Origin of the sequence: Protofrankia sp. Cj5, assembly GCF_917627405.1 — a bacterium.
GTDB lineage: Bacteria > Actinomycetota > Actinomycetes > Frankiales > Frankiaceae > Protofrankia.
Genome location: NZ_CAKJTO010000067.1, coordinates 1 through 22572, shown reverse-complemented (window position 1 = coordinate 22572; position 22572 = coordinate 1). Strand labels below are relative to the sequence as shown.

The 22572-nt window shown below is 71.3% G+C and carries 8 protein-coding genes and 1 pseudogene; 3 read left to right on the top strand and 6 right to left on the bottom strand.

Annotated features, from left to right (window positions below; translation table 11 throughout):
- Nucleotides 1–47: 47 nt before the first annotated feature.
- The 5 genes from MJ777_RS15095 to MJ777_RS15075 are packed head-to-tail and all read right to left on the bottom strand — an operon-like array spanning nucleotide 48 to nucleotide 19133.
- Nucleotides 48–4475 carry a type I polyketide synthase gene (locus MJ777_RS15095; RefSeq protein ID WP_239376932.1) on the bottom strand — a complete coding sequence of 1476 codons (4428 nt, stop codon included), beginning with the start codon at nucleotides 4473–4475 and terminating at the stop codon, nucleotides 48–50.
- Nucleotides 4468–8001, bottom strand: a complete 3534-nt coding sequence (locus MJ777_RS15090; RefSeq protein WP_239376931.1) for an AMP-binding protein — start codon at nucleotides 7999–8001, stop codon at nucleotides 4468–4470. The genes MJ777_RS15095 and MJ777_RS15090 overlap by 8 nt, the downstream gene beginning before the upstream one ends.
- 43 nt (nucleotides 8002–8044) lie before the next feature.
- A complete protein-coding gene (locus tag MJ777_RS15085; protein WP_239376930.1) occupies nucleotides 8045–9340 on the bottom strand; it encodes a hypothetical protein in 1296 nt (431 codons plus the stop codon).
- Nucleotides 9321–10388 (bottom strand): phytanoyl-CoA dioxygenase family protein, encoded by a 1068-nt coding sequence (locus MJ777_RS15080; protein ID WP_239376929.1) that lies wholly within the window; start codon nucleotides 10386–10388, stop codon nucleotides 9321–9323. Before MJ777_RS15080 ends, MJ777_RS15085 begins: the two co-directional genes overlap by 20 nt.
- 48 nt (nucleotides 10389–10436) lie before the next feature.
- Complete coding sequence (locus tag MJ777_RS15075) at nucleotides 10437–19133, bottom strand: MupA/Atu3671 family FMN-dependent luciferase-like monooxygenase (RefSeq protein WP_239376928.1); 8697 nt, start codon at nucleotides 19131–19133, stop codon at nucleotides 10437–10439.
- Nucleotides 19134–19751: 618 nt separating this feature from the next.
- Between MJ777_RS15075 and MJ777_RS15070 the strand changes: the two genes are divergently transcribed.
- Complete coding sequence (locus MJ777_RS15070) at nucleotides 19752–20162, top strand: IS5 family transposase (RefSeq protein WP_255724087.1); 411 nt, start codon at nucleotides 19752–19754, stop codon at nucleotides 20160–20162.
- On the opposite strand, the gene MJ777_RS15065 is transcribed toward MJ777_RS15070, so the two are convergent.
- Nucleotides 20132–21334: an IS110 family transposase gene (locus MJ777_RS15065; protein WP_239376927.1), complete on the bottom strand. Its 1203-nt coding sequence runs from the start codon at nucleotides 21332–21334 to the stop codon at nucleotides 20132–20134. The genes MJ777_RS15070 and MJ777_RS15065 overlap by 31 nt on opposite strands.
- A gap of 289 nt (nucleotides 21335–21623) precedes the next feature.
- Here MJ777_RS15065 and MJ777_RS15060 point away from each other — a divergent pair.
- Both MJ777_RS15060 and MJ777_RS23160 read left to right on the top strand, forming a co-directional pair.
- Nucleotides 21624–22108: pseudogene (locus MJ777_RS15060) on the top strand (IS5 family transposase); the annotation flags it as partial.
- Between the two features lie 215 nt (nucleotides 22109–22323).
- On the top strand, nucleotides 22324–22572 hold a 249-nt coding region (locus tag MJ777_RS23160), incomplete at its 3' end, for a protein kinase (RefSeq protein WP_370652728.1).

Here is a 22572-nt window from a genome sequence, read left to right as displayed (position 1 = left end):
GATCCCTCCTTCCTTTTTCGTTGTCGGTCGTTCGTCGTGTCGGTCGTTCACAGGGCGGCGCGGGAGAGCTCGATCTCGCGTCGCAGTTCCGCGATCAGCGCGGTCTGCGGCCCGACGCCGGGCGCTTGCGGACCGGGCGCGGCGCTCAACCTGCGGGCCAGAGCCTCGCAAGTGGGGGCGTCGTAGATCAGAGTCGCGGGCAGCTCGACGCCGGTTCGCTCCTGAAGCTCACGGCGCAGCTGGAGACCGGTCAGCGAGTCCAGGCCGAGATCAGCGAGCGGCGCTCGCGCGGGGACGGACGTGATCGGCTGGCGCAGCAGGTCGGCGACGACGCGCCGCACGAACTGCTCGGTGTCCCCAGCGGCGAGAACCGCCGTCCACTCCTGTGCGTCGCCGGTCTCGACGGATGCCACGCGCAGTCGGGACCAGGTCTGGGCGGCCAGGAGGGATGGTGTCCACGTCCTGATCGGCTCACCACCGCTGACGACCGGATCGGGCAGCACGTGGGCCGTCGTTCCGTCGGTTGGCAGGCGTGTGAGGACGTCGAGCCAGTCCGCCGGCGGCAGGGGACGCGGTCCGGATCGGGTGTCGAGTCCTTGACTCATGCCAATGCCCGCCCACGGTCCCCAGGCCACCGTGGAAACGACGCCTCCGGCCATCCCGGTGCGCGCCGTCAGCGCCTCGAGCGCGGCGTTCGCGGCGGCGTAGGCGGCCTGCCCCGGCGATCCGATCAGCGCGGCGAGGGAGGAGACGGCCAGCAATGGGCAGCCTCGAGCGACCGCGAGGTCCGCGAGCAGCCGGGTACCCCGGACCTTCGGCGCCACCACAGCGGCCAGGTCCTCGTCGGTGATCCGCGGTGCGGTGGCGTCCCGCAGCACCCCCGCCGCCGCGATCACGAGTGAGAGCGGGGCGTCCGCGAGGCGGTCGGCGAGCCGGTCGACGTCGGCGGCGACGGTGACGTCGACCGCCTCGAACACCACGCGACCACCGGGGATGAGCTCAGCGCACCGGGCCAGGTCCGCACTACGCGGCGCCCGGCGCGCGGCGAGGACGACGCGCCGCGCGCCACGGGCGGCGCACCACGCCGCCAGGTGCGGGCCGAGGCCGCCGGTCCCGCCCGCGATCAGCACGGTGTCGAACGGACCGGCCAGCGGATGCGGCTCCGCCACGCCCGGCGGTGCGGCCAGGACCGGCACCAGGCGCAGGCCTCCGCGCAGCGCAACCTCGTCGGGACCACCCTGGGAGATCGCCACGGCCATGCTCTCCGGGGACACCTCAGGCCCGGCGTCGACGAGTCTCCAGCCGCTGGGCGTCTCCGCCCGCGCCGCCCGGACCAAACCCCAGACGGCGGCCTGGTCCGGGCGAGGAACCCCCATACCAGGGGCACCCACCCCGGCGCGGGTCACGGTGCAGGCGGCGGGCAGCGCACCGGAGCGATTGGCGAGTGCGGCGGCGACGAGGGCCGCCGAGTGCAGCGTGCGCCATCCCACGATCCGCTCCCCGGGATCGTTTCGGCTCGCCACGCCGAGGGCGGTGAGATCGACGATGCCGTCCGCGTCGCGCGTGGCGGCGGCAAGCGCGGCCACGGCACCCGAGCGGTCCGCGTCGAGCACCTGGTCCCAGACTGGGATGACCTGGCAGTCGGGCAGACGCTCGCGCAGCGCCCGCACCACGTCTTCGGCCCCCACAGGGGCGAGCAGCACCGGCCGCCGCGGTCCGGACGAGGCAGCCTGGCCCGTGGGGGTCCATACGAGAGTCGTCAGCCGGGCCGAGCCTCCCGGCAGGGGGCTCGACGGCTGGTCCGCCGCACGGGAGTCCGCCGCACGGGGCCAGTGACGGCGCCGCGCGAACGGGTAGGTCGGCAGCGCGACCCGCCGCGCATGAGCTCCCAGCGCCGTCGCCGACCAGGCGAGCCGGGTTCCGTGCTGGGCCAGCGCGGCCATGAGCCGCAGGCTGGGCGCAACGTCATCGGCCCGGGTCAGCCGGACGGCCCGCGCGGACATCACCGGGCGATCGGCCGTGATGATCTCCGTAAGGATGCCGCCGGGCGACAGATCGACGATCAACGCGTCGCCGGGAGTCTCATCGGAGCGCAGCGCCTCGGCAAACCGCACCGGCGCGCGCAGCTGCCTGCCCCAGTAGCCGGGCTCGACCGGATCGTCCCCGCCGTGCGCCGTCAGGGTGGACACCATCGGTATCGTCGGGTGGCGAGGGCCGACCGCCGCGACGGCCGCGATGAAGTCGTCGACGACGGGATCCATCAGCGCGCTGTGGAAGGCGTGGGTGGTGGGGAGGGTTGTGCTGCGCGCACCGCGGTCCCGCAACGCCGCCCGCACCGCCTTGATCTCGTCGCTCGGACCGGACAGCACGACCGCCCGGTCACCGTTGACCACGGCGACCGACACCGCAGCGGCGCCGGCCGCCAGGATGGCTTCCTCCGCTTCCTCCACGCTTGTGGTCGCCGCGAGCATCCCGCCGCCGGCGCAGCGCTCGTCCATCAGCGCGCCGCGCCGCGCCGCCAGCGCCACTGCATCGGCCGGCTCGAACACACCGGCGATCGCGGCGGCTGCGAGTTCACCGAGGCTGTGGCCGATGACCAGCGCCGGCCGCAGCCCGGCGGCGACCAGAACCTGCGCCAGCGCCGTCGACGACGCCACGATGGCGGGCTGGACGAAGGCCGCGCGGACCCGCCGCGGGTCCGCCGGCGACCCCGCGAGGGCGACGAGGTCGGCGCCCAGCGACGGGCAGGCCTGGTTGGCGAGATCGAGAAATCGGGCGCGGAAGCCCGAGTCGACGGCCAGCCACCGGGACAGTCCCGACCAGATGTCGATGCCCTGGCCGGGGAACACCAGGACCGCGGCAGGCGGCCGGGCAGCCCTGGCCCCGATCGTCGGGGCCGCCGGGCCAGCCTGCTCGGCGGCTTCGTCGAGGCGCCGTGCCGCCTGTGCCGCGTCACCGGCCGCGATGGTGATCGCCGCTTCCAGCGGTGTGCGTCCGGCCAGGGTCGTCAGGGAGACGTCGGCCAGCGCGGCATCCGGATTCTCCCGCAGCCACGCGGCCAGCCGCTGCGAGGCGGCGCGTAACGCCGCACCGCCTCGGGCTGACACCGCGATCAGGTGTGGCCCGCCGGGCTCGGGTCCCCTTGCCTGGGCGGCCGGGGCCTGTTCGACGACAAGGTGGGCGTTGGTGCCGCCCGCGCCGAAGGCGCTCACCGCCGCCCGCCGGAGCCGGCCCGCCTCCCCGGGCCACGGGCCGCCGGTGACGGGTACAAAAAGCCTGCTCTTGGCCAGGTCGATCTCCGGGTTCAGGTCGCGGTGGTTGGCGACCGGCGGGACAATCCCGCGTTCCACGACGAGGACCGTCCTGATCAGCGCGGCGATGCCGGCGGCGGTGTCGAGGTGGCCGATGTTGGCCTTGACCGCGCCGAGCGCGCAGGGTGTCCCTCCGGCCCCGGCGTCCAGGACCCGGCGGAGGGCTCTGATTTCCAGCGGATCACCCAGGCGGGTCCCCGTGCCGTGAGTCTCCACGAAGCCGATGTCCGCGGGGCTCCCACCTGCCAAGGCGTGGGCCGCGGCGATGACCTCGCGCTGGCCGCGTAGCCCGGGCGCGGTGAAGCTGGCCTTCTGCGCGCCGTCGTTGTTCACCGCCGACCCGGTGATGACGGCCCGGATCGGGTCACGGCCGGCGACGGCGTCGGCGAGGCGCTTGAGCACCACTGCCCCGACACCGTTGCCTCCGACGGTCCCGTCCGCCCGCGCGTCGAACGGCAGGCATCGGCCGGTGGGCGAGAGCATGCCGCCTGGCTGACGGAGATAACCCGTGGCAAGCGGAACGTGGACGGCGGCGGCTCCCGCGACCGCGACGTCGCAGTCGCCGGCGAGCAGGCTCTGTATTGCCAGGTGCACCGCGACCAGCGCGCTTGAGCACGCGGTCTGCACGTTGACCGCCGGACCGCGCAGGCCCAGCTGGTAGGCGACCCGGCTGGCCAGGTAGTCGCCCCGGTTGGCGACCGAGATCAGCGGCACGGCGCTGTTGTTCACGAGATCGTGGTCGCCGAGCACCGCCTCGGTCAGGTAGGACGACATCCGCGCCCCCGCGTACAGGCTCATCCCGGCGGCAGCGAAGCAGCCGACCACCGCTTCCGGCGAGCGCGGCGGGATGCCCGCGTCCTCCAGCGCAGCCCAGACGCACTCGAGAAACAGGCGGTGCTGCGGATCGGTGAGCGCCGCCTCGCGGTCGCTGACACCGAAGAACGCGGCGTCGAAGGCGTCGGCGTCATCGAGGAACCCGTCGGCTGGGACGAACTCGGGATCCTCGACGAGGCGGGCCGGCACGCCGTGCCGCAGCAGCGTCGCCCGGTCATGCCGGACGATCGAACAGACACCGCCGACCAGGTTGCGCCAGAACGTCTCCAGGTCCGGGGCCCCGGGGAACCGCCCGCTCATGCCCGTGACCGCGACGTCGAACTCACCCATCACGCCCCTCCGCGCGTGCGGCCCGCCGCCGGGCGAGCAGGTCAGGGCCGACCGACACGTCCCGACCGAGGCCGGGTTCCACGGGAAGGTCGCGGGCCGCGACTGCCCGGGCAAGGTCGTCCAGCGTCGGGTGCTCGAACACGAGAACGTCCGGGATGTCGACGCCGAGCAGCTCGCTGGTACGCGCGCGCAGCCGCGGCACGATCAGCGAGTGCCCGCCCAGGGCGAAGAAGTCATCCGAACCGGTCACCGACTCCACCACCAGCAGCTCCCGCCAGACCTGGGCCAGTGCGGCGCGGACACGCCGGATGTCATCCGCCCCCGGTACCCGCGCGTCTCCCGCCTGGCCGCGGGTGGCGGCCGGCTTTCGGACGGCCTCGCCCGGGCGCCCGTCGGCGTCGCCCGCCGCCAGGTGCGCCAGCAACGGGCTGGTGCTGTCCAGGCCGACGGCGTAGCTGCCGGGTCGCGCCCTCAGTACGGCGTCGAGCGCGCGAATGCCGTCCGGTGGGGCAATCGTGAGCAGCCCGGCCGCGGCCGCCGCAGCGCCGCCCTCGACGCCGAAGCTCATACCCGGCCCAGACCACCGGCTCCAGGCGATGGACCAGGAGGCCCCGCCGCGCGCCCGACGTCGCGCCGCCACCGCCTCCTGGATCCGGCTGGCCGCCGCGTAGGCCGCGAGCCCGGCGGCGCCGACCAGGCTGTGCACCGAGGTGAACTGCACCTCGATCGCGTCCGGGCGCTCGCTGAGCACCGCCGCCAGCACGAGCGCTCCTCGCCCCTTGGCGTGCAGCGCGTCGCGCAGCCCGGCGTCGGTGAGCTCGCCGGCCGGCCCGCGCACCAGTTCACCCGCGAGGTGAAAGACACCGTCGAGCGTCGCCGCGTGACGCTTCTCGAAGTCGCTGACCGCGGCGAGCAGGGCTAGCGGGTCGGCCACGTCCGCCGGCAGGTAGGCGACGTCCCCGAGCGCGCGCAGCCCTGCGAGGCGCTCCGCATACGGCCCGGAGCCGTCGAGGTCCACATCGGTGGAACCGATCACCAGCAGGCGCGCGTCGAACGCGCGCAGCAGGTAGCCGCAGACCTCCGTGCCCACGCCGCCGAGCCCGCCCGTCACCAGGTACAGGCCGCCCCGGCGCAAGGCGGAACGGCCCGCTCCCTGCGTGGCCGCCGCCGGCGCGGCCGTGACGGCCCGCCGTGCCGACCGATCGAGCTCGACCTCCGGTTCCTCCCTCCAGCGCAGCTCCGCCGCCGTGTCCACCGGCGCTGCACTTCCCTCGTGGACGATCCGGGACGGTAGCCAGGACAGCTCCCTCACCGCGCAGCGCACGAACGCCGCGACGGCCCCGGACACCGCGTCCGCGGGCCATCCGCTCCCCGTCGTGACCAGGGTCAGCCGCGATGGCCGGGACAGCAGGCGGCCGCGCGCCACTACGCGCGCCAGGTCTGCGAACGCCGCGCAGTGCGCAGCGATCAACGCAAGCGTCGCCTCGTTCTCGTCGTCGCGGTCTCGGCCCGGCGCCGGTGCCGAGGCGACGAGGTAGACCAGGTGCGCGCCCGGCGTGTGCTCAAGCGCCGCCGCCACACCGCCGCCGGATGTGCCCAGCGACAGCATCGTCACATCGTCGCCCTGGGCGCGCAGGGCCGCCACCAGGTCGTCGGCCGCTGAGCCCGCGCCGACGCCGGCGCCGAGCAGCACACGCTGCTCGGCGGGCGCGGGCGGCGGGGTGTCGAGGGGTCGCAACGTCACGGTCACGATGGGCGCCGGGGACACGGCCGGCGCCGGCACGGTCGCCGCTGCGGCCTCGGTACCAGTGCCGGTGCCGGTGGCCGTGCCGGTGCCGGTGGCCGTGCCGGTGCCGGTGGCCGTGCCGGTGCCAGTTCCGGTGCCAGTTCCGGTGCCAGTTCCGGTGCCGAGGATCCGCTCGCGCACCAGGGCCCGCTTCGGCTTGCCGATCCCGGTCTTGGGCACGTCGTCCCGGGTCGCGGCATGAATCGAGGCCGGCTTGATGTGCGCCGCACGCAGTACAGCTCGCCGCACCTGATCGATGACCTCGGGCAACGGCCGGGTACCCGACGGCACGAAGACGACGACCAGCTCATCGGTCGTGGCGCCCGGGGAGCGGGAGGCGACCGCGACGCTGAAGGTCGGGTCGACTCCGGGGACCGCGTCCACGATCGCCTCGACCTCCGCCGCGGCGATGTTGCGGCCGCCGATGACGATGACGTCCTTATCTCGGCCCAGAACGGTCAGGCCGGCCGCGTCGATGAGTGCCCGGTCCCCGGTGCGTAGCCATCCGTCCGGCGTGACGGCGTCGGCGGTGGCGGCCTCGTCGTCAAGATAGCCGCCAGTGACCATCGGGCCGCGCACCTCGAGCGCGCCGGGGACGCCCGGGCCCACTACCTTGCCGTCGACGACCACCCGGACGGAGCACCCGGGGACGGGGTAGCCGACCGCGACATGGGGAGCATCATGATCAATGGCGCCCAGCGTGAACTGGTCCGAGTAGACAACACCGGAGCAGGTCTCGGACATGCCCCACGCGGGATGCATCACCGATGGGGACATACCGAACGGGGCGAGTGCGCCCAGGAAATCCGCGCACTGGCCCGCGACGACGGCCTCCCCACCGTTGAGCAGGAACGTCAGGCTGGACAGATCCCACTTGCGTTCCGGGTCCTCACGGACGCGTTGAGTCACCAGCTGGTAGGCGAAGTTGGGCGCCCAGGTGACCGTCGCCCGGTGCCGCTCGATGAGGTCGAGCCAGACCAGCGGGTCGCGCAGCACGGTCTCGGTGGGTACCTGAACCTGTGCGCACCCCAGCCACACATCCCGGATGTGGAACATCACGAGGCCGCCCACGTGGTCGAGCGGGAGCCAGTTCAGCGAGACCTCGGACGCGCTGAAGCCGTTGTGGGCGACCGCCGCGGCCGCGTTCGCGAGGACAGTCCGGTGGGTCTGTCCGACGATCTTCGGCCGACTGGTGCTGCCGCTGGTCAGCAGCCCGAGCACCAGATCATCCGGCGCTGGGGTCACGACCTGGCCCGCCGGCGCGGAACGCAGGTCGTCGATGGCCGCCACGGCGGGGAGCGCGCCGAGGTCCGACGCGGCGACATCGGTGAGAACCAGGTCCGCGTCGGTGGCCTGTGCCGTGGCCAGCGCGGCGGTCAGCGCCCCGTCCGGTGCGTCCGGGTCCGGGGCTGGGGCCGGTATCACGACGTGCCCAGCCAGGACAGCTCCCCAGAAGCCCACCAGAAACTCAGCTGGTTCCCTGGCCGCGAGCAGGACCCGGGCACCCCGGGGTCTCGGGCGCCGCTGCAGACCGCCGCACACCCGTTCGGCCTCCCGCAACAGGTCCGCGTATCCGAGGACACGGGGTGGGCCGTCGGGTGAGTAGATGTGCAGGACAGCCGGGTGGGACCGCGCCGCCGCGGCCAGTACTCCGGGGAGCGTCGCGGCCACGGCGGCCGCGGGCAACGGCGCACCGTCCAGCAGCGCCGCACGGGTGGCCGATCCGGCAACGGAGGTCATGGTGTCTCCTCGTCTCGATGCGCTCACGGGTGGTCGGCGGATGTCAGCCGGCCCGCGACAGCAGGGCGAGTGGCACCCGGTCGTCGCCGTTCGGGCTGTCGGCCATGCTGGTCGGCGCGCCGTGCGGCCACTGGTAGCCGTCCGCACGCAGGACGCGGGCCCACCCGCTGGCGTAGCGGCCGCCGACGACGAAGGCGCCCCACACCGGGTGGGTGCCCGCCCCGGCCCCGCGGGTGCCAGGTGGGTACTCGGGCGGCAGGTACTGCTGCACGACCCAGTCACCGGCCGCCACGGCCCGCGCCACAAGCTCGGCCCATTGCTCCGGCGGGGTGCACCAGCCCAGGTGGACCGCGACCCCCCCGGCGCTGGATGCCTGCTTTACGACCATCTCCTCGCGCCGCCGCACAACGAGATCTGGGAGCTGCACCGGCAGCCCGCGCCACGTGGTCGCGCCGGGGAGGAGGCACCTGGTCCACGGCACGATCGCGCGCACCAGTGCGCGCCACGCGGCATCCAGAATCCCGTTGTCGGCGCGCGTGCTCAGCTCGGCGAGGAATCGCCGGTCGTTGACGACAGCGGCGACCGGGCCGCTGTGCAGCGAGAGCAGGCCCTGTTTGGCCAGCGAGAAGCATCTCAGCCTCGGCGCTCCGTCGACGACGTCGCCCTCGATCAGCGCGTGCACCCGCTCGCCGCAGCACCGCACACCGTCGCCGGCGACGTCCAGCTCGGCATAGTCGGCGAACAGCAGCGGACCCGCCCGGCTCCCCGCCCGGGCCGCCGCCGCGTACCACGCGGGTAGGCAGCGGGCGCGGACCAGTTCGGTGAACTCCGTTGAGCCGGGCAGCCGCGTCACAACCAGTCCCACCGGTTCGCCTCGCGCGCACACGCCTGCTCGCCGCGCGGTGGCGTGTACGAGGTCGAACACCGCGGCCAGGGTCACGTCCCGGTCTGGGGCGGGTTCGTCGGGGCCGGTTTCCCGGCTCCACTGCCACAGGGTGCCGGCAAGCCAGCCACCGGCGTGGGCCGCATTCACGTCCAGGCACTGAAAGCGGCCCGCGGAGAAGACCAGATCGGGACGCGCCACCAAGCCGTCGAGGCAGTCGGGCGGTTCGAAGACGTACTCCAGCCAGGTCGCGTCCACGCCGCCGAGGAGCGACCCGAGCGTCCCGTCGCGGGCGGCGTCGCGGGCCAGCCGCACGACGAGTGCGACGACGTCGCGCGCCGCCTGGGCGAGCGCGGCCAGCCCGCCGGATTCGAGCGCGAGCTCGCCGCCGCAGAAACGGTAGGGCCCGGCCGCATCAGGCCCCGTGCGCGGGCGCTCAGCGGACACCACGGCCACCGGAAAGAATCCTGAACTGACGGACCGGATCCTCGGCGGGGAGCCGGACGACCCGTCCGTTCGCCTCGCGGCTGATCGCGACGGCGCCGTCAGGCACGAACTGGGCGACCAGCGCACGCCGGACCTCACCGGTGGTATTCGGACCAGTCTGGTGCGGGGTCGTCGCGCTCATGCAGACGACCGTCCCGGCCGTGGTCGTCAACGACCGCGCCGTCGTCGGCGCCCTGTCGTAGCAGACGTAGCCCAGCGGGGTGCGGGAGTGGCGTAAGGTCCCACGCGTGTGCGCGCCGGCTACCAGCTGCAGGCCGCCGTTCGACTCGTCGCTGTCGGTCAGTGCGATCCAGCAGGTCAGGTACTGCTGCGGTTCGACGAAGGTGTAGCCGTTGTCCTGGTGCCAGGGGAACGGGAGCGGAGAATGCGGCTTCTTGTACACGGCCTGGTCCCAGTACAGGCGGACGTCTGGGCCGATGATGTCGTGCACAATGTCCTGAAAGAGTTCGGATCCATAGAATCCCCGCACAAACCGCGACCCGCGCACGATGTGCGTCGTGAAGGTGATCTCGTCCGCGCGGGCGATGAACGCCCGACCCGCGCGCATGCCGCGCAGCCTTTCCTCACCCTCTCGTTCGAGGCGGTCGACCTCGCTGGTAAGGATCTCGACGGTCGCGGCGTCCACCACGTCCGGGAGAACGCAGTAGCCGTCCTCGTTGTACTGGGCACACGCGGCCTCGTCGAGGATGCGTGTGGGCCCGGTGATCGGCCGCCAGCGGAAGTCCCGGTTCCATTCGTGCGGTGACGGGTCGGGCGGCTCGGAAGCCTCCCGACCCGTCGGGGCCGGCAGCCGGAATCCGTTGTCGCAGAACGCCCGCCAGGCCGCAGAATCGTCGCGGAAAACCTCGCGACCGCCCCGGCTGGGCGTGGCGCGGACGACGAGATCGTCATGAAGGAACAGCACGGGTTGGTCGGGCGCCGCATCCCGGTCGAAATGCCGGGCCAGCGCTGGAAACCGGCGCAGTACCGCCGCCGGCACGGCTGTCGCGGTGCTCATGGGACTCCTCGAGTATCGATATGCGCAGCGATGACCGACGGGCGTCGCCTACTGCGCGCGGGTACCGTTAGCGGCCGGATCGTCGGCGCTGACGTGCTGGAGCAGTGCTCGGGGGGTTGGCGCGACATCGAAGAGGACACGGATGGGGACCCGACGGCCGAACGCGTGGCGAACCCGGGCGACGATCTTGATCGCGTGGATCGAATGGGCGCCTAGGTCGAAGAAGTCGTCGTCTGGCCCTACTCCGTCGTTCTCCAGGACGCCGCGCCAGATCCCGGTCATCTCGTCGAGCCGTTCGAGGGACAGACGGCCGCCGTCGAGCGGGTTGGACGGCTCCGGGTCGGCATCGGCATCGGCGTCGGCGGGCGGCAGCCCGGGCACGGCCACCGTCGCCGCGGCCCGTTCGGCCAGCCGGCCCACAGCGGCCCGGTCGATCTTGCCGGACACGGTTACCGGCAGCCGTTCGAGCGCGACCAGTGCGGACGGCACCTGGTAGGCCGGCACGAGATCGCGAAGCGCCGCCAGCACGTTCCTCGGCTCGATCGCGTCCTCGAGGACCGCGCCCGCGACCAGGCGGCTGTCGGCCCCTGCGCCCACTGAGGCCGCCGCAGCCGCGCGGACTCCTGGCACCGCGGCGAGCGCCGCGTCGACCGCGCCGAGCTCGACGCGGTGCCCCCGGACGGAGACCTGGCCGTCCCGGCGGCCGACGAACTCGAGGGTGCCGTCCGGGAGCCGTTTGACAATGTCGCCGGTACGGTACCAGCGGGCGTGGCCGCCGTCGACGGCCGGCAGCCGGACGAAGGCAGCGTCGGTCTCGGCGGGCAACCCGAGATATCCGCGCGCGACTCCGGACCCGCTGATGAACAGCTCGCCCTCGCCCTCGCCGCCGGGCACGGCCGCCACGTGAACCGACCCGTTGATCGGGACGCCGATGGGGACCGTCGAACGGTCCTCCCACGGGTCGGGTTCGCCGACCCGGTACATCGTGGCGCCCACCGTCGTCTCGGCCGGGCCGTAATGGTTCCAGATCGCCACACCGGGCCGAGCCGCGCGGACCCGCCGCACGAGTCCCCACCGCGCCACCTCGCCGCCCAACACTAGGTGCCGTCGCGGCAGCACCGCCGTGTCCGGTGTCGCGAGCAGCGCCTCAAGATGACTTGGCGTGATCTTCAGGAGATCGACCGCGTTCCCCGCACACAGGTGCTCCAGCGCGTAGGGGTCGGTCGCGGTCTCGTCATCGGCCAGCAGGAGCATGCCGCCGCGGGTGAGCACCGAGAAGAGCACGGTGAACCCGAGGTCATACGCCGGTGACGTCACGACCAGGCATGTCATGCCCGCGGCGTCGATCCGCTCGCTCAGCGCGTCGATGTAGGTGAGCAGGTTACGGTGCTCGACCACCACCGGCTTGGGATGCCCGGTCGACCCGGAGGTCGTGATCACATAGGCCGCGTCCGCGGGCATGACGGCGGGAGCGGCCCTCCCGGGGAACCGCTCGAGGGTCAGCTCCGCCAGGTTGACGGCCTCGGGGCGGGCCACCGGCTGTTCCGGCAACTGGATCACCAGCGGGGCCCCACAGGCGCCGACACGTTCGTCAATCACGGCATCGGGGCTGGACGCCGGCAGCACGGTGAACGCGGCTCCCGCCTTGAGCACGCTAAGTAGCGCGACCACCATGTGCACGGACAGCGAGCCGATGACCGGCACGACCGCGCCAGCCGGCAGCCGCCGGGCGAGCAGTCCGGCCGCCACCGCGTCGGAGCGCTCGTCCAGCTCCCGCCAGGTGATGCTGGCTGACCGGTCACGGGCGGCCACCTGCTCGGGCATGCGCGCGGCGACCGCCCGGAACCGCCCGTGCACTGTTCCGTCCGTCGGGGCGGTCCGGTCGGTTTCGGTGACCAGATCGTCGACGATCTCCGCGAACCGGGCGGCGAGCGCGCTGACCTCCGTCTCGTCGAAGGCGTCGTGCGCGTAGTCCCATTCGAGCGTCAGCGCCGGCTGCCCGTCGGTCTCGACGACGTTGAGGCTCAGGTCGAAGCGCACATAACCTGCCGGGTCGGGGATCGTCTCGGCCAGGGCACCGGCGAAGTCCGTCGGGGTCACGTGGTCCCAGTTGAAACATGCCGGGATCAACGGGACGGCCTCCCGCCGCCGCCCGGGCGCGGGCCGGGGTGGCTGGCCGAGGCGCGCGATCTCGGCGAAGGGCAGGCCCGCGTGCTCCCGCGCCGTCAGCAGCGCCTCTCGCACGGACGGCATCGCCTCGCGAGCGGACCCGCTCCCCGAAGGTCCGACCCACAGCGGCACCAGGTTCGAGAAGTAGCCCACGAGGCCGCTCCGGCCATCCGCGTCCCGCGGGTCGACCGAGACGCCGACCGGGGCCGACCGCCCCGACTCGCGCAGCAGCGCCACGAAGCAGCTCAGGACCGTGGCGTACGGGGTGCACCCAGCGGCCGCGCCTGCCCGGCGAAGCGCCGCGGTCGTCGAGGCGGTCAGGGCCGAGCGCAGCCGGGAGCCACGCCCGCCGGCAAGCCCGGGGCGGTCCCGTGCCGGCAGGGCCGGCTCGTCCGGGATGGTGGACAGCGCCGCCCGCCAGAACCGCCGGTCCGCCTCACCGTCCGTGTCGACCTGGCGCTGGCGCCACGCTGCGAAGTCGACGGGCTGGCCCGGGGAGTCCACGGGGACGCCGATGGCCTCTCCGTACGCACGGGCGAGATCCTTGATCAGGATTCGCTCGGAGAAGCCGTCATAGACGATGTGGTGCGCGGCCACGACGATCCGGTGCCGCCGCGCGCCGAGGCGGAGCACGCTCACCCGCCACAGGGGTCCCCCGGTGACATCGAACGCCTGCCGGGCGTCGTGGTCGTACCAGCGCGCCAGCTCATCGGCGCGGTCCGACTCCGAGAGCGCGGTGAGGTCGACGACGCCGACAACTGGGGCGAGCGCCCGGTGCACGACGAGCGTCTCCCCATCGGCCTCCACCGTCATCCGCAGCGCCTGATGCCGCCGGGCCGTGGCGGTGACCGCTTCCTGCAGCGCGTCGATGTCCACCTCGGCGGGCAGGTCGAGGGAAGTCCGCACGATGCACGCGAGGGCGGTATCCGGCTCCGCCTCGCAGGCCAGCCACATGAGCCGCTCGTTCGCGCTGACCGCGAGCTTCGCCTCGACCTCGTCCGTCTCGATTCCACCCGCATCGATCCCACCCGCATCGATCCCACCCGCATCGCCTGGCCAGGGACCCGGCGCGCCCGACAGCGTCAACACAACGGCGTCGAGCGCGTCGCGGGCGGAGAACCCCGCGGGCCCGGAACGCACCGCGGCCGTCAGGCGTGGCGCCACGTCCCGGCGGGTGACGAGACTCAGCTCCCATTCGGCTCCCGGATCGTTCGGCTCGTAGTCGGCCTCATAGCGCCGCGCGATCCGCCGCGCCTGCGCGCCGTCCTCGATCATCGTCAGGTCGACCAGGTGCAGGTGCGGGAGACCCGCCCGCTCGACGAACGCGCGGATGCTCGGCTCCGCCACGGCGGCCACGGCGGCCGCGGCGACGGCCGCACGGACCTCGTCCACGCCCACTCCACCGGGCAGTTGAGCCGCCGCGGTCGTCAGCTCGGGCTGGCCCGGGGCAAGGCGGGCGGCGTCCCTCCCCCTCGACGGCACTACGACACCGCCGGCGCCGGACGATTCCGGCTGCGCCTGGCGGGCAGACACCAGCAGGTCGACACCCGCCAACAGGTCGGTTGCCGCCACGCCGAAATCGACAAAACACGCGATCTCGTCGACGCCGAGCGACCCGAAACGGCGCGCGGTCCGCAGGCACGCGTCGCGGTCACCGATCATCGCGTTGTGCCGCAGGTACCGGTCCACGGCCCGGTCCAAGAGGTAGGCGCGATCATCTTCGCGCAGCCGTTGCAGCACGGTGCGCTCGGCACTGTCCAGCACCGCGGACAGTAGGTCCACCGACGAGCCGAGATAGCGGCCCAACGGTCGCCGGGCCAGCTCGACGGCGGAGTCGTCGGCGGTCATCAGGGTGTGCACCAGTGCCGTCACGTGCCCGGGGCCAGGCCATCCCGCGGCCGCGCGCGCCTGCCGGTAGACGGCGATGTTGGCCCGCAGCTGCTCGTGCGTCTGCCCGACCAGATTGGTCAGTACCGACAGGCCGCGTTCGCCGGCGGCACGGAAGGTCTGCTCGGATCTCAGCGCCGCGATCCAGACCGGCAGTTCGGGCTGCAGCGGGCGCGGGAAGATTCGTACCTCAGCCCCCACCCCGCCGCCGGAGGCGTTGATCGTCTCGCCACGCCACAGTCGGCGCACCGTGTCGAGATCCCGCCACATGACGGCACGCCGGTCGTCGAACGGCTCACGGGCCAGGACGAAGTCGTTGCGCTGCCAGCCCGAGGCGAAGGCCACCCCGGCACGGCCGTGGGAGAGGTTGTCCACCGTCGCCCAATCCTCCGCGACGCGGATGGGGTCATGCAGTGGCAGCACCACGCTGCCCGCGTGGATGCGGATCGTCGAGGTGGTGCCGGCGAGGAAGGCGGCGAGCACCGATGGGTTCGGGGACAGCCCGCCGAAGGAGTGGAAGTGCCGTTCCGGCAGCCATACCGCGTGAAGATGGCCATCGGCGGCCTGCACAGCCGAGCTGACCACATCGAACTTCCGGCTGTCGGCGTGCCCGGGGTAGTCGCCGAAGAAGGACAGGCTCAGAGTGGGGACCGCCGCGCCCGCGCCGGGTACCCCGCCGAGGTCCGCTGCGCTGAGGGGTGCCGCCGCGGCCGTCTCGTCATGGGCATGGCGCGGGGCCACGACGGCGTGGGGCACAGGCGGGCCGGCGGCAGGCGCAGGCGGGCTGGACCGCGTCTCGGCCTGCGACCGTGGCACCCTGGCAGGCGGTGGCCGCTCGCCCGCCCGGTCCCGAGCGAAGAATCCGGCATCCCGCAGTTCCCGGGCGCTGCTGGTCGCGCCCTCGATGATCTGATCGATGTCCTCGTCGGTGTGCGCGGTGGACAGGAAGCAGGTCCCGCCCTCGACGATGTAGATGCCCTTCGTGAGCATGGCCGCGTTGAAGTAGTCCATCTCCAGCGGCTGGTGGACGAAGCTCAGATTGCCGTTGACGGCGAACCGGAAGAAGGACCCGAAGTTGTGGACGGTAATCGGGACTCCCAGCGCAGCGAACCGGTCGTTCAGCTCGGCGCGCATGCGGTCGGTGCGTGTGTTGAGCTCAGTCTGGATTCGCCCACCGTCACGGCGGAACTCGCTGAGCACCGCGTGCGCGGCCGCCATCGCCAGGGGATGACGGCAGTAGGTGCCGGCGGTATAGGTTGTCGGCGTCGTGGCCGCCCCGGCGCCCCCATCCACCCGATCCATGACGTCAGCGCGCCCGGCGACGACACCCAGCGGCATACCGCCACCCACGATCTTTGCGTACGAGACGATGTCGGGCCGCACTCCGAAATGCGCGGCCGCGCCGCCCGGATGAATCCGGAATCCGGTGAGGATCTCGTCAAAGGCCAGCAGGGATCCGCTCGCCGTCGTGATGTCGCGAAGCTCTCGGAGAAATTCGCCGGGATGGATGTCCGGCCGGCGGTTCTGTACCGGCTCGACCAGCACCGCGGCCAGGTGGTCGCCACGGCGTCGGACCTCGTCGAGTGCTCTGTGGTCGGCGAACGGCAGCACGATGACGTCCTCAACGAGGCCGGGCGTGATACCGATCGCCGTCGGCACGGCGGTGACGTCGTGCACGCCTGCCTGGTTAACGATAGTCGAATCGAAATGACCGTGGTAGGAGTTACGGAAGAGTGCGATCGTCCGGCGGTCGGGGCCTTGGTGGGCGCGTACGAGCCGCATCATGGTCATGACCGCTTCAGTACCGCTGTTGCAGAACAGCACTCGATCGGTGCCGGTCAGGCCGGCGATCATGCGCGCGACATCGCCGGCGAGCGCCGACTCCGGTCCCAGTTGCATGCCGTCGACGAGCTGCCTGCGCACCGCGTCGACGATGAACGGCGCCTGATGGCCGAACAGGTTGACCCCGAAACCCATGGCGATGTCGACGTAGTCGTTGCCGTCGAGGTCGGTGATGTGCGCGCCCTGGGAGGACACGACGCGCAGCGGCGCCGCAAACGCTGCCGTCTCCGAGCGAACCTCGGACGAGCTGCGGCGGTTGTTGCACATCACCGGCAGGTACTCGTGATGTGCGGCGATGGAACGGCTCGTCTGCCGGGTATAGGTCTCTGTCAGGCTGCGCACGTACCCCGCACGCCCCTGGTCCGTCCGCAGTGAGGGCACCGCCGCACGCTCCGGCGCTGCGGCCGAGGAACGAGCCGCGGCCGACGCGTTGGCGATCACGTACTCGCCGAGGGCCTCGACGGTCAGCAGCTCCTCGAACAGCTGCCGCAGGACCAGCTCGACCTCGAAGGTCGTCTCGAACCGGTTGACCAGTTCGACGAACACCAGCGAGTCCGCCCCCTGTTCGAGCAGAGGCTGGCGGAGGCCGACCTCGTCGGGCGCAAGCCCCAGCAGTTCCGCGACCCAACCCGCGATCAGCGCCACCGGTTCTCCGGCAGGAGGCGGCACCGCGGTCGCCGCTGTCCCCGCCGGGATGGACGCGGGCGTGCGATGCCGTGTGGTCGTGCCGCCTGCGGCGACGACAGCGGGGGTCATGGGGATCCTTTCAGCGGAGGAGCCGTGCGCCGTCGCGCGCCCGACCGATGCCGACGCACGTTCGAGCCACATCCGTCTGCGGTCGTACGGATGAGCGGGCAGCCGCGCCCGGCGATACGAACCGGGCCGGTGGAGACAAGACCAGTCGACGTCCGCGCCCAGCAGGTACAGGGCAGCGGCGAGGGCCGCCAGGTCATCTCGGATCTCCGCGAGCACGCGGTCGACCCTGGCGTCACCGGTATGCGCATCACGCCTTCCGACCCGCACGACGGCCACGCCGTCACCGTCGGTGGGGTCGGCGGCGACTCGCAGGGTGTAGTCCCCGGCAGGCAGGAGGGCCGCGCACGCGTCCTGGAGGGTGACCCCCGCGAGCGCACCCGCAGCGGCCCCCTCGACGATGATCCGGCGCGGGGCGTCGCCGCCCACCGCGTGGGCCCGCTCGCATCCGATTCCGGTGTGCCACAACCGCAGCGCCTCCAGCGCCTCGCCCGGCGTCGTGGCCGCTACGACAAGGCGGCACCGGTGGTGGTCGCGGCCGACCGCGGCGGTGGCGCAGATATCTCGGAACGCCGTGGGATCGGCCGACGCGAGTATCGCCCCGTACTCAGCGGCGAGCGCGCGCAGAGCTGGTTCGGTGCGAGCGGAGATCGCCAGTAGGTGAGCGGTGCCCGCTGGCACGGCCGCAGGTGCCGATGGTGCCGGTGGGTCCTCTACGACGACGTGCGCGTTTGTACCCGCCATGCCAAACGAGCTGATCACTGCCCGCCGTGGCCGCTCGCGCCGCGGCCACTGAGTCAGACTGCCAGTCACCGAGAACGGGATGCTCCCCCAAGCGATCTCCGGATTGCGTGTGTCGGCGTGCAGGGTCGGCGCGATTGCGTCGTTTTCCTGGCAGAGCAGCACCTTCGCGAGCGAGAGCAGTCCCGCGGCGGCTTCGAGATGTCCGAAGTTCGACTTCACCGAGCCGAGCTCGATCCTGCCCGCACTCCTGAATTCCTGCGCGAGGGCCGCCACCTCGATCGGATCTCCCAGCCGGGTCCCGGTTCCGTGTGCCTCGACAAGATCTACCGTCTCGGGACTGACCGCCGCGGCACGTAACGCGGCCGCGATCACCTCGCGCTGCGCCACTCCATTCGGAACAGTCAGGCCCGCGCCGCGGCCGTTACCATTGATCGCGGAGCCAGCGATGACGGCCAACGGGCTACGGCCGGCGGTCAGCGCCGCGTCCAACGGCTGCAGCACGACCGCCAGCGCACCTTCGCCCTGCCCGAAGCCCTCGGCGTCTGCTGCGAAGGGCCGGCAGCGACCGCGCGGCGCCACGGCGTTCAGCGCGGCGCGTAGGAGCAGGTTCTGCGGCGAGGCGATCAGGTTTGCAGCGGCCACCACCGCGAGATCGCAGTCACCCTCCCTCAGTGCCTGGCAGGCAAGGTGCAGGGCCACCAGCGACGAGGAGCAGGCGGTGTCCACGTGGACTGCCGGGCCGCGGAACCCGAACACGTGGCCGAGGCGGCCGGCGGCCACGCCGCGTGCGGTACCGGTCCCGGTGTACTGGTCAAAAAGGTCGCGTCGACGCAGGTCAACGCTGTGCAGTAGATAGTCGTCACTGCTGGTGGAGACATATGCACCGACCCGTTTGTCGGCCGTGACCGACAGCGGCACGCCGGCATCCTGGAAGGCACGGTCAGTGACCTCAAGAATCATGCGCTGCTGCGGGTCCATTGCTGCGGACTCGCGGGGGGAAATCCGGAAGTAGATGGGGTCAAAGGTGTCGTGATCGTCGACCAGCGCCGCCGCACGTACCGCGATCGCACCTGCCCGGTCATTACCCTCCAGCGGCCACGCAGCCTCCTCTCCGTCGAGAGGAAGAGGCCTAATTGCATCACCGCCATCACGCAGGAACTTCCACAGCGCTGTAGGCGTTTCAATCCCGGCAGGCAGTCGCACGCCCAGACCGAGAACAGCGATGGGCTGGCGAGGCGTCGTACGCAGCCGATTGATCTCTAATCGCTGCTCAGCCAGCAGTTCCCGCGCATCCCGAAGCAGTGACCAGCCATCAGTATCCGACGAGCACGACTGAGTCCGATTTCTCACACTCTCTATCACCTTTCCAGCAAACTCAAGATAGGCATTTTGAGCCATCGTCTCCGGCGCGACCTATCGCCTTCCGTCGCTCATTACCTGGGGATTTCGTCACCCGAGACGGGATATGGTCGCGTCCCCTGATAGAGGCTGACATAGGCGACGCCTGCTCGTAACGTGGATGCCGGGACACTGTTCTCTGCGCGCCTTCTCCAGGCAGAGCGATCTACTCGAGGAACGTCGACACCGCCACCGAGCCGACGCCCTCTACGCCATGATCTGCAACTGCCAGCCCTAGCGGGGGGCCCGCCGTCACACACATACCCGACCAAGACCAAGCCGCTTGACAACGCCATAGAGATACCCCGCCCTACTCGCTCCCCGTAATGGTAGGCCTGCCTCCAGGCCGCTCGGACCCTCTTCTCTGAAATTTACGAAAACCACGCCAAGGAGCTCATTCGAAAAATGGAAATACAATCAATCAATTAGAAAAATAAGGATTTGTGATGATTTCTTCTTGACAGCAAGAGATGGCTAGGCGTAAGCTTCCCGACTTCAACGGCTTGACCGATAGGCAACGGCCTAGGCCGTATCTCGTGGATCAAGGGCACCGGGTAGTCTTCATGATCCATGGTTGGTCGGCATGAGATCACCGAATCCGCGTGGACGCGGATCGAGCCGCTGTTGCCGAAAAACCCGCCCCGTGGTGGCCGCTGGCGTGATCACCGCCTGGTCCTCGACGGGATCCTGTTCCGGGAGCGGACCGGGATCCCGTGGGCGGACCTGCCGGAGCGGTACGGGCCGTGGCAGACGGTCTACAACCGGTTTCGACTATGGTCGCTGGACGGGACCTGGGAGAAGATCCTCGAGCAGGTCGTGGTCAAGGACGACTCGGTCGGCGCTGTCGAGTGGGAGGTGTCGGTCGACTCGTCGGTCGTGCGCGCCCATCAGCACGCCGCCGGTGCCCGTCACCGGCCCCCGAAGGACAAAAGGTGCCTCTATGTTCTTCGTCAAGCCGGTGAGGGGGTCGGGGCCTGGTAGAAGGTCCCATCGCGGAGCATCGCGTAGAGCACGTCGATCCGGCGTCGGGCGAGGCAGGTGACGGCTGCGACGTGATGTTTGCCTTCCGCGCGTTTCTTGTCGTAGTAGGCCCGGGACGCGGGTTCGCGTGGGGAGGCGAACGCGGCCAGGTAGAAGGCGCGTTTGAGTTGTTTGTTGCCGCGTCGGGAGGGGTGTTCCCCGCGGATGGAGGAGCCCGATGTTCGGGTGGCTGGGGCGAGACCGGCGTAGGCGGCCAGGTGCCCGGCGGTGGGGAAGCTGCTGGCGTCCCCGACGTCGATGAGGATGCGGGCGGCGGTCCTGACCCCGATACCGGGCATGGAGGTCAGGACCTTGGAAAGAGGGTGGGCCTCCAGGAGTTGTTCGATCCGTTCCGCGAGGAGTTTCCGCTGGTCATAGACGGCGGTCAGGGAACGGGCCAGGCTGGTGATGATCAGCGTCGCCGCGTCGGTGCCGGGTACTGTCACGGTCTGCTCGTCCAGGGCGGCGACGATGTCTTCTGCCAGGCGGTCGGCCATGCGCGGCGCTTGTGGTCGTAGCAGGGTTACCAGCCGGCGGCGTCCGGCCTTACGGATCTGGGCTGGGGAGCCGAAACGTTCCAGCAGGGTACGTACGGCCGGGTGCTCCAGTCGGGGTCCCAGCACGCGTTCCAGCGAGGGGTGGATCTGGGTGAGCAGGCCACGGAGCCGGTTGCTGGTACGGGTCGTCTCCTGAGCGAGGTCGTCGTCGAAACCGACGAGCATCTCCAGTTCGGCGCGGGTGTCGTCGTCGGGAGCGAGGTCACGCAGGGTGTGGGGCATGGTGCGGGCCGCGTCGGCGATGATGAACGCGTCTCGCGCGTCGGTCTTGGCTTCGCCGGGATAGATGTCAGCGATCCGCCGCATGGTCAGACCTGGCAGATAAGCGACACGGCAGCCGGCGTCGCGGGCAACAGCCAGCGGCAGAGCGCCGATGGAGGCCGGCTGGTCGACGACGACCAGCACAATACCGTGCTTGGCCTGCAGCCGGGTGAAAACCTCCCGCAGTTTCGGTTCGCTGTTAGGTAGCCGCTTGTCGAACGCCTTCTTCCCTGCCGGAGTGAGGGCTGTGGCATGGTGCTCGCCCTTGCCGACGTCCAGGCCCAGATAGACGTCGATGCCGCCGATATCGATCACGTGCTGTCTCCCGTGAGAGATGTCTGCTTTCCCGGCCTCATCTGCGGCATCAGCGTGCCGGCATCCACGTTACGAAGAGCCTGTCTCGCTCATGACGAGTTCGACGGTCATGCCCCTGATCAGCGGTCTGCCGATGCCTCCGGAACCTGGTGACACCACTTTTTCGATCATGACCGACGAGGGGCTCAAGTCATGCCAGGTCCGGAGGCCGGGAGCCCCGGCGGGGCCACGAAGAAGGTAACGGGCACTCCAGAAGGACGATCCGGGCGGCTGCGACACCGAGCCGGCCGACCACGCGCTCGGCCGCTCCCGCGGGGGCTGACCAGCAAGGTCCATCTGGCCTGCGAGCAGGGCCAGAAACCACTGTCGCTGCTGGTCACCGCCGGCCAGCGCGGCGACAGCCCGCAGTTCCAGGCGGTGCTCGCCGGGATCCGGGTGCCCCGGGTGGGCCGTGGCCGGCCCCGCACCCGGCCGGTGCGCGTGCTGGCCGACAAGGCCTACAGCTCGAAGGCGAACCGGGCCCACCTGCGCCGCCGGGGGATCACGTGCACCATCCCGGAGAAGGCCGACCAGGCGGCCAACCGGCGCAGGAAGGGCTCGCGGGGCGGGCTGCCGCCGGCCTTCGACCGTGAGGTCTACAAGCAGCGGCACGCCGTGGAATGCGGGATCAATCGGTTGAAAAGGGACAGGGCGGTCGCGACCCGGTATGACAAGCTCGCCGTCCGCTACGAAGCAACCGTGATCATAGCGACGATCAACGAGTGGCTCCCCTGACTTCTGAAACAGGCCCTAGGATCCGCACCGTGGGGGGACAAATGAGCACGTCTGTCGGGATCGGTGGGATGCGCCGGCCTACCCGCGTACCCGTTGCCGATCCCATCCGGTCGGTTCCGCTCCCAAGGCGGGTCGATGATGCCTGCTGACGCGTCCGAGGGACAGCTCATCGCGTCCCGCTACCGGCTGAGATCCGCCGCCTCGGCGCAGGCGGCATGGGTGCGGTCTGGAAGGCACACGACGAGACCCTCGACGTTGCCGTCGCCCTCAAACAGATCAACCTGCAAGGCCAGTCCGCCACCGGGCAACAGGAACTCCTCGCCCGGTCCCGGCGAGAAGCTCAAAGTACCGCCCGGCTACGCGGCCACCCCCACATCGTCACCATGCACGACGTCGTCCAGGACCAGCAGCGGATGCCCTGGATCGTCCTCGAGCTCGTCGATGGCCCCAGCCTCTCCGCCGTC

Bases quoted from the DNA above. Each gene is read 5' to 3' on its own strand.
- MJ777_RS15095 (WP_239376932.1), bottom strand. From the start codon at position 4,475: ATGGGTGAGTTCGACGTCGCGGTCACGGGCATGAGCGGGCGGTTCCCC.
- MJ777_RS15080 (WP_239376929.1), bottom strand. From the start codon at position 10,388: ATGAGCACCGCGACAGCCGTGCCGGCGGCGGTACTGCGCCGGTTTCCA.
- MJ777_RS15070 (WP_255724087.1), top strand. From the start codon at position 19,752: ATGGTTGGTCGGCATGAGATCACCGAATCCGCGTGGACGCGGATCGAG.
- MJ777_RS15090 (WP_239376931.1), bottom strand. From the start codon at position 8,001: ATGACCTCCGTTGCCGGATCGGCCACCCGTGCGGCGCTGCTGGACGGT.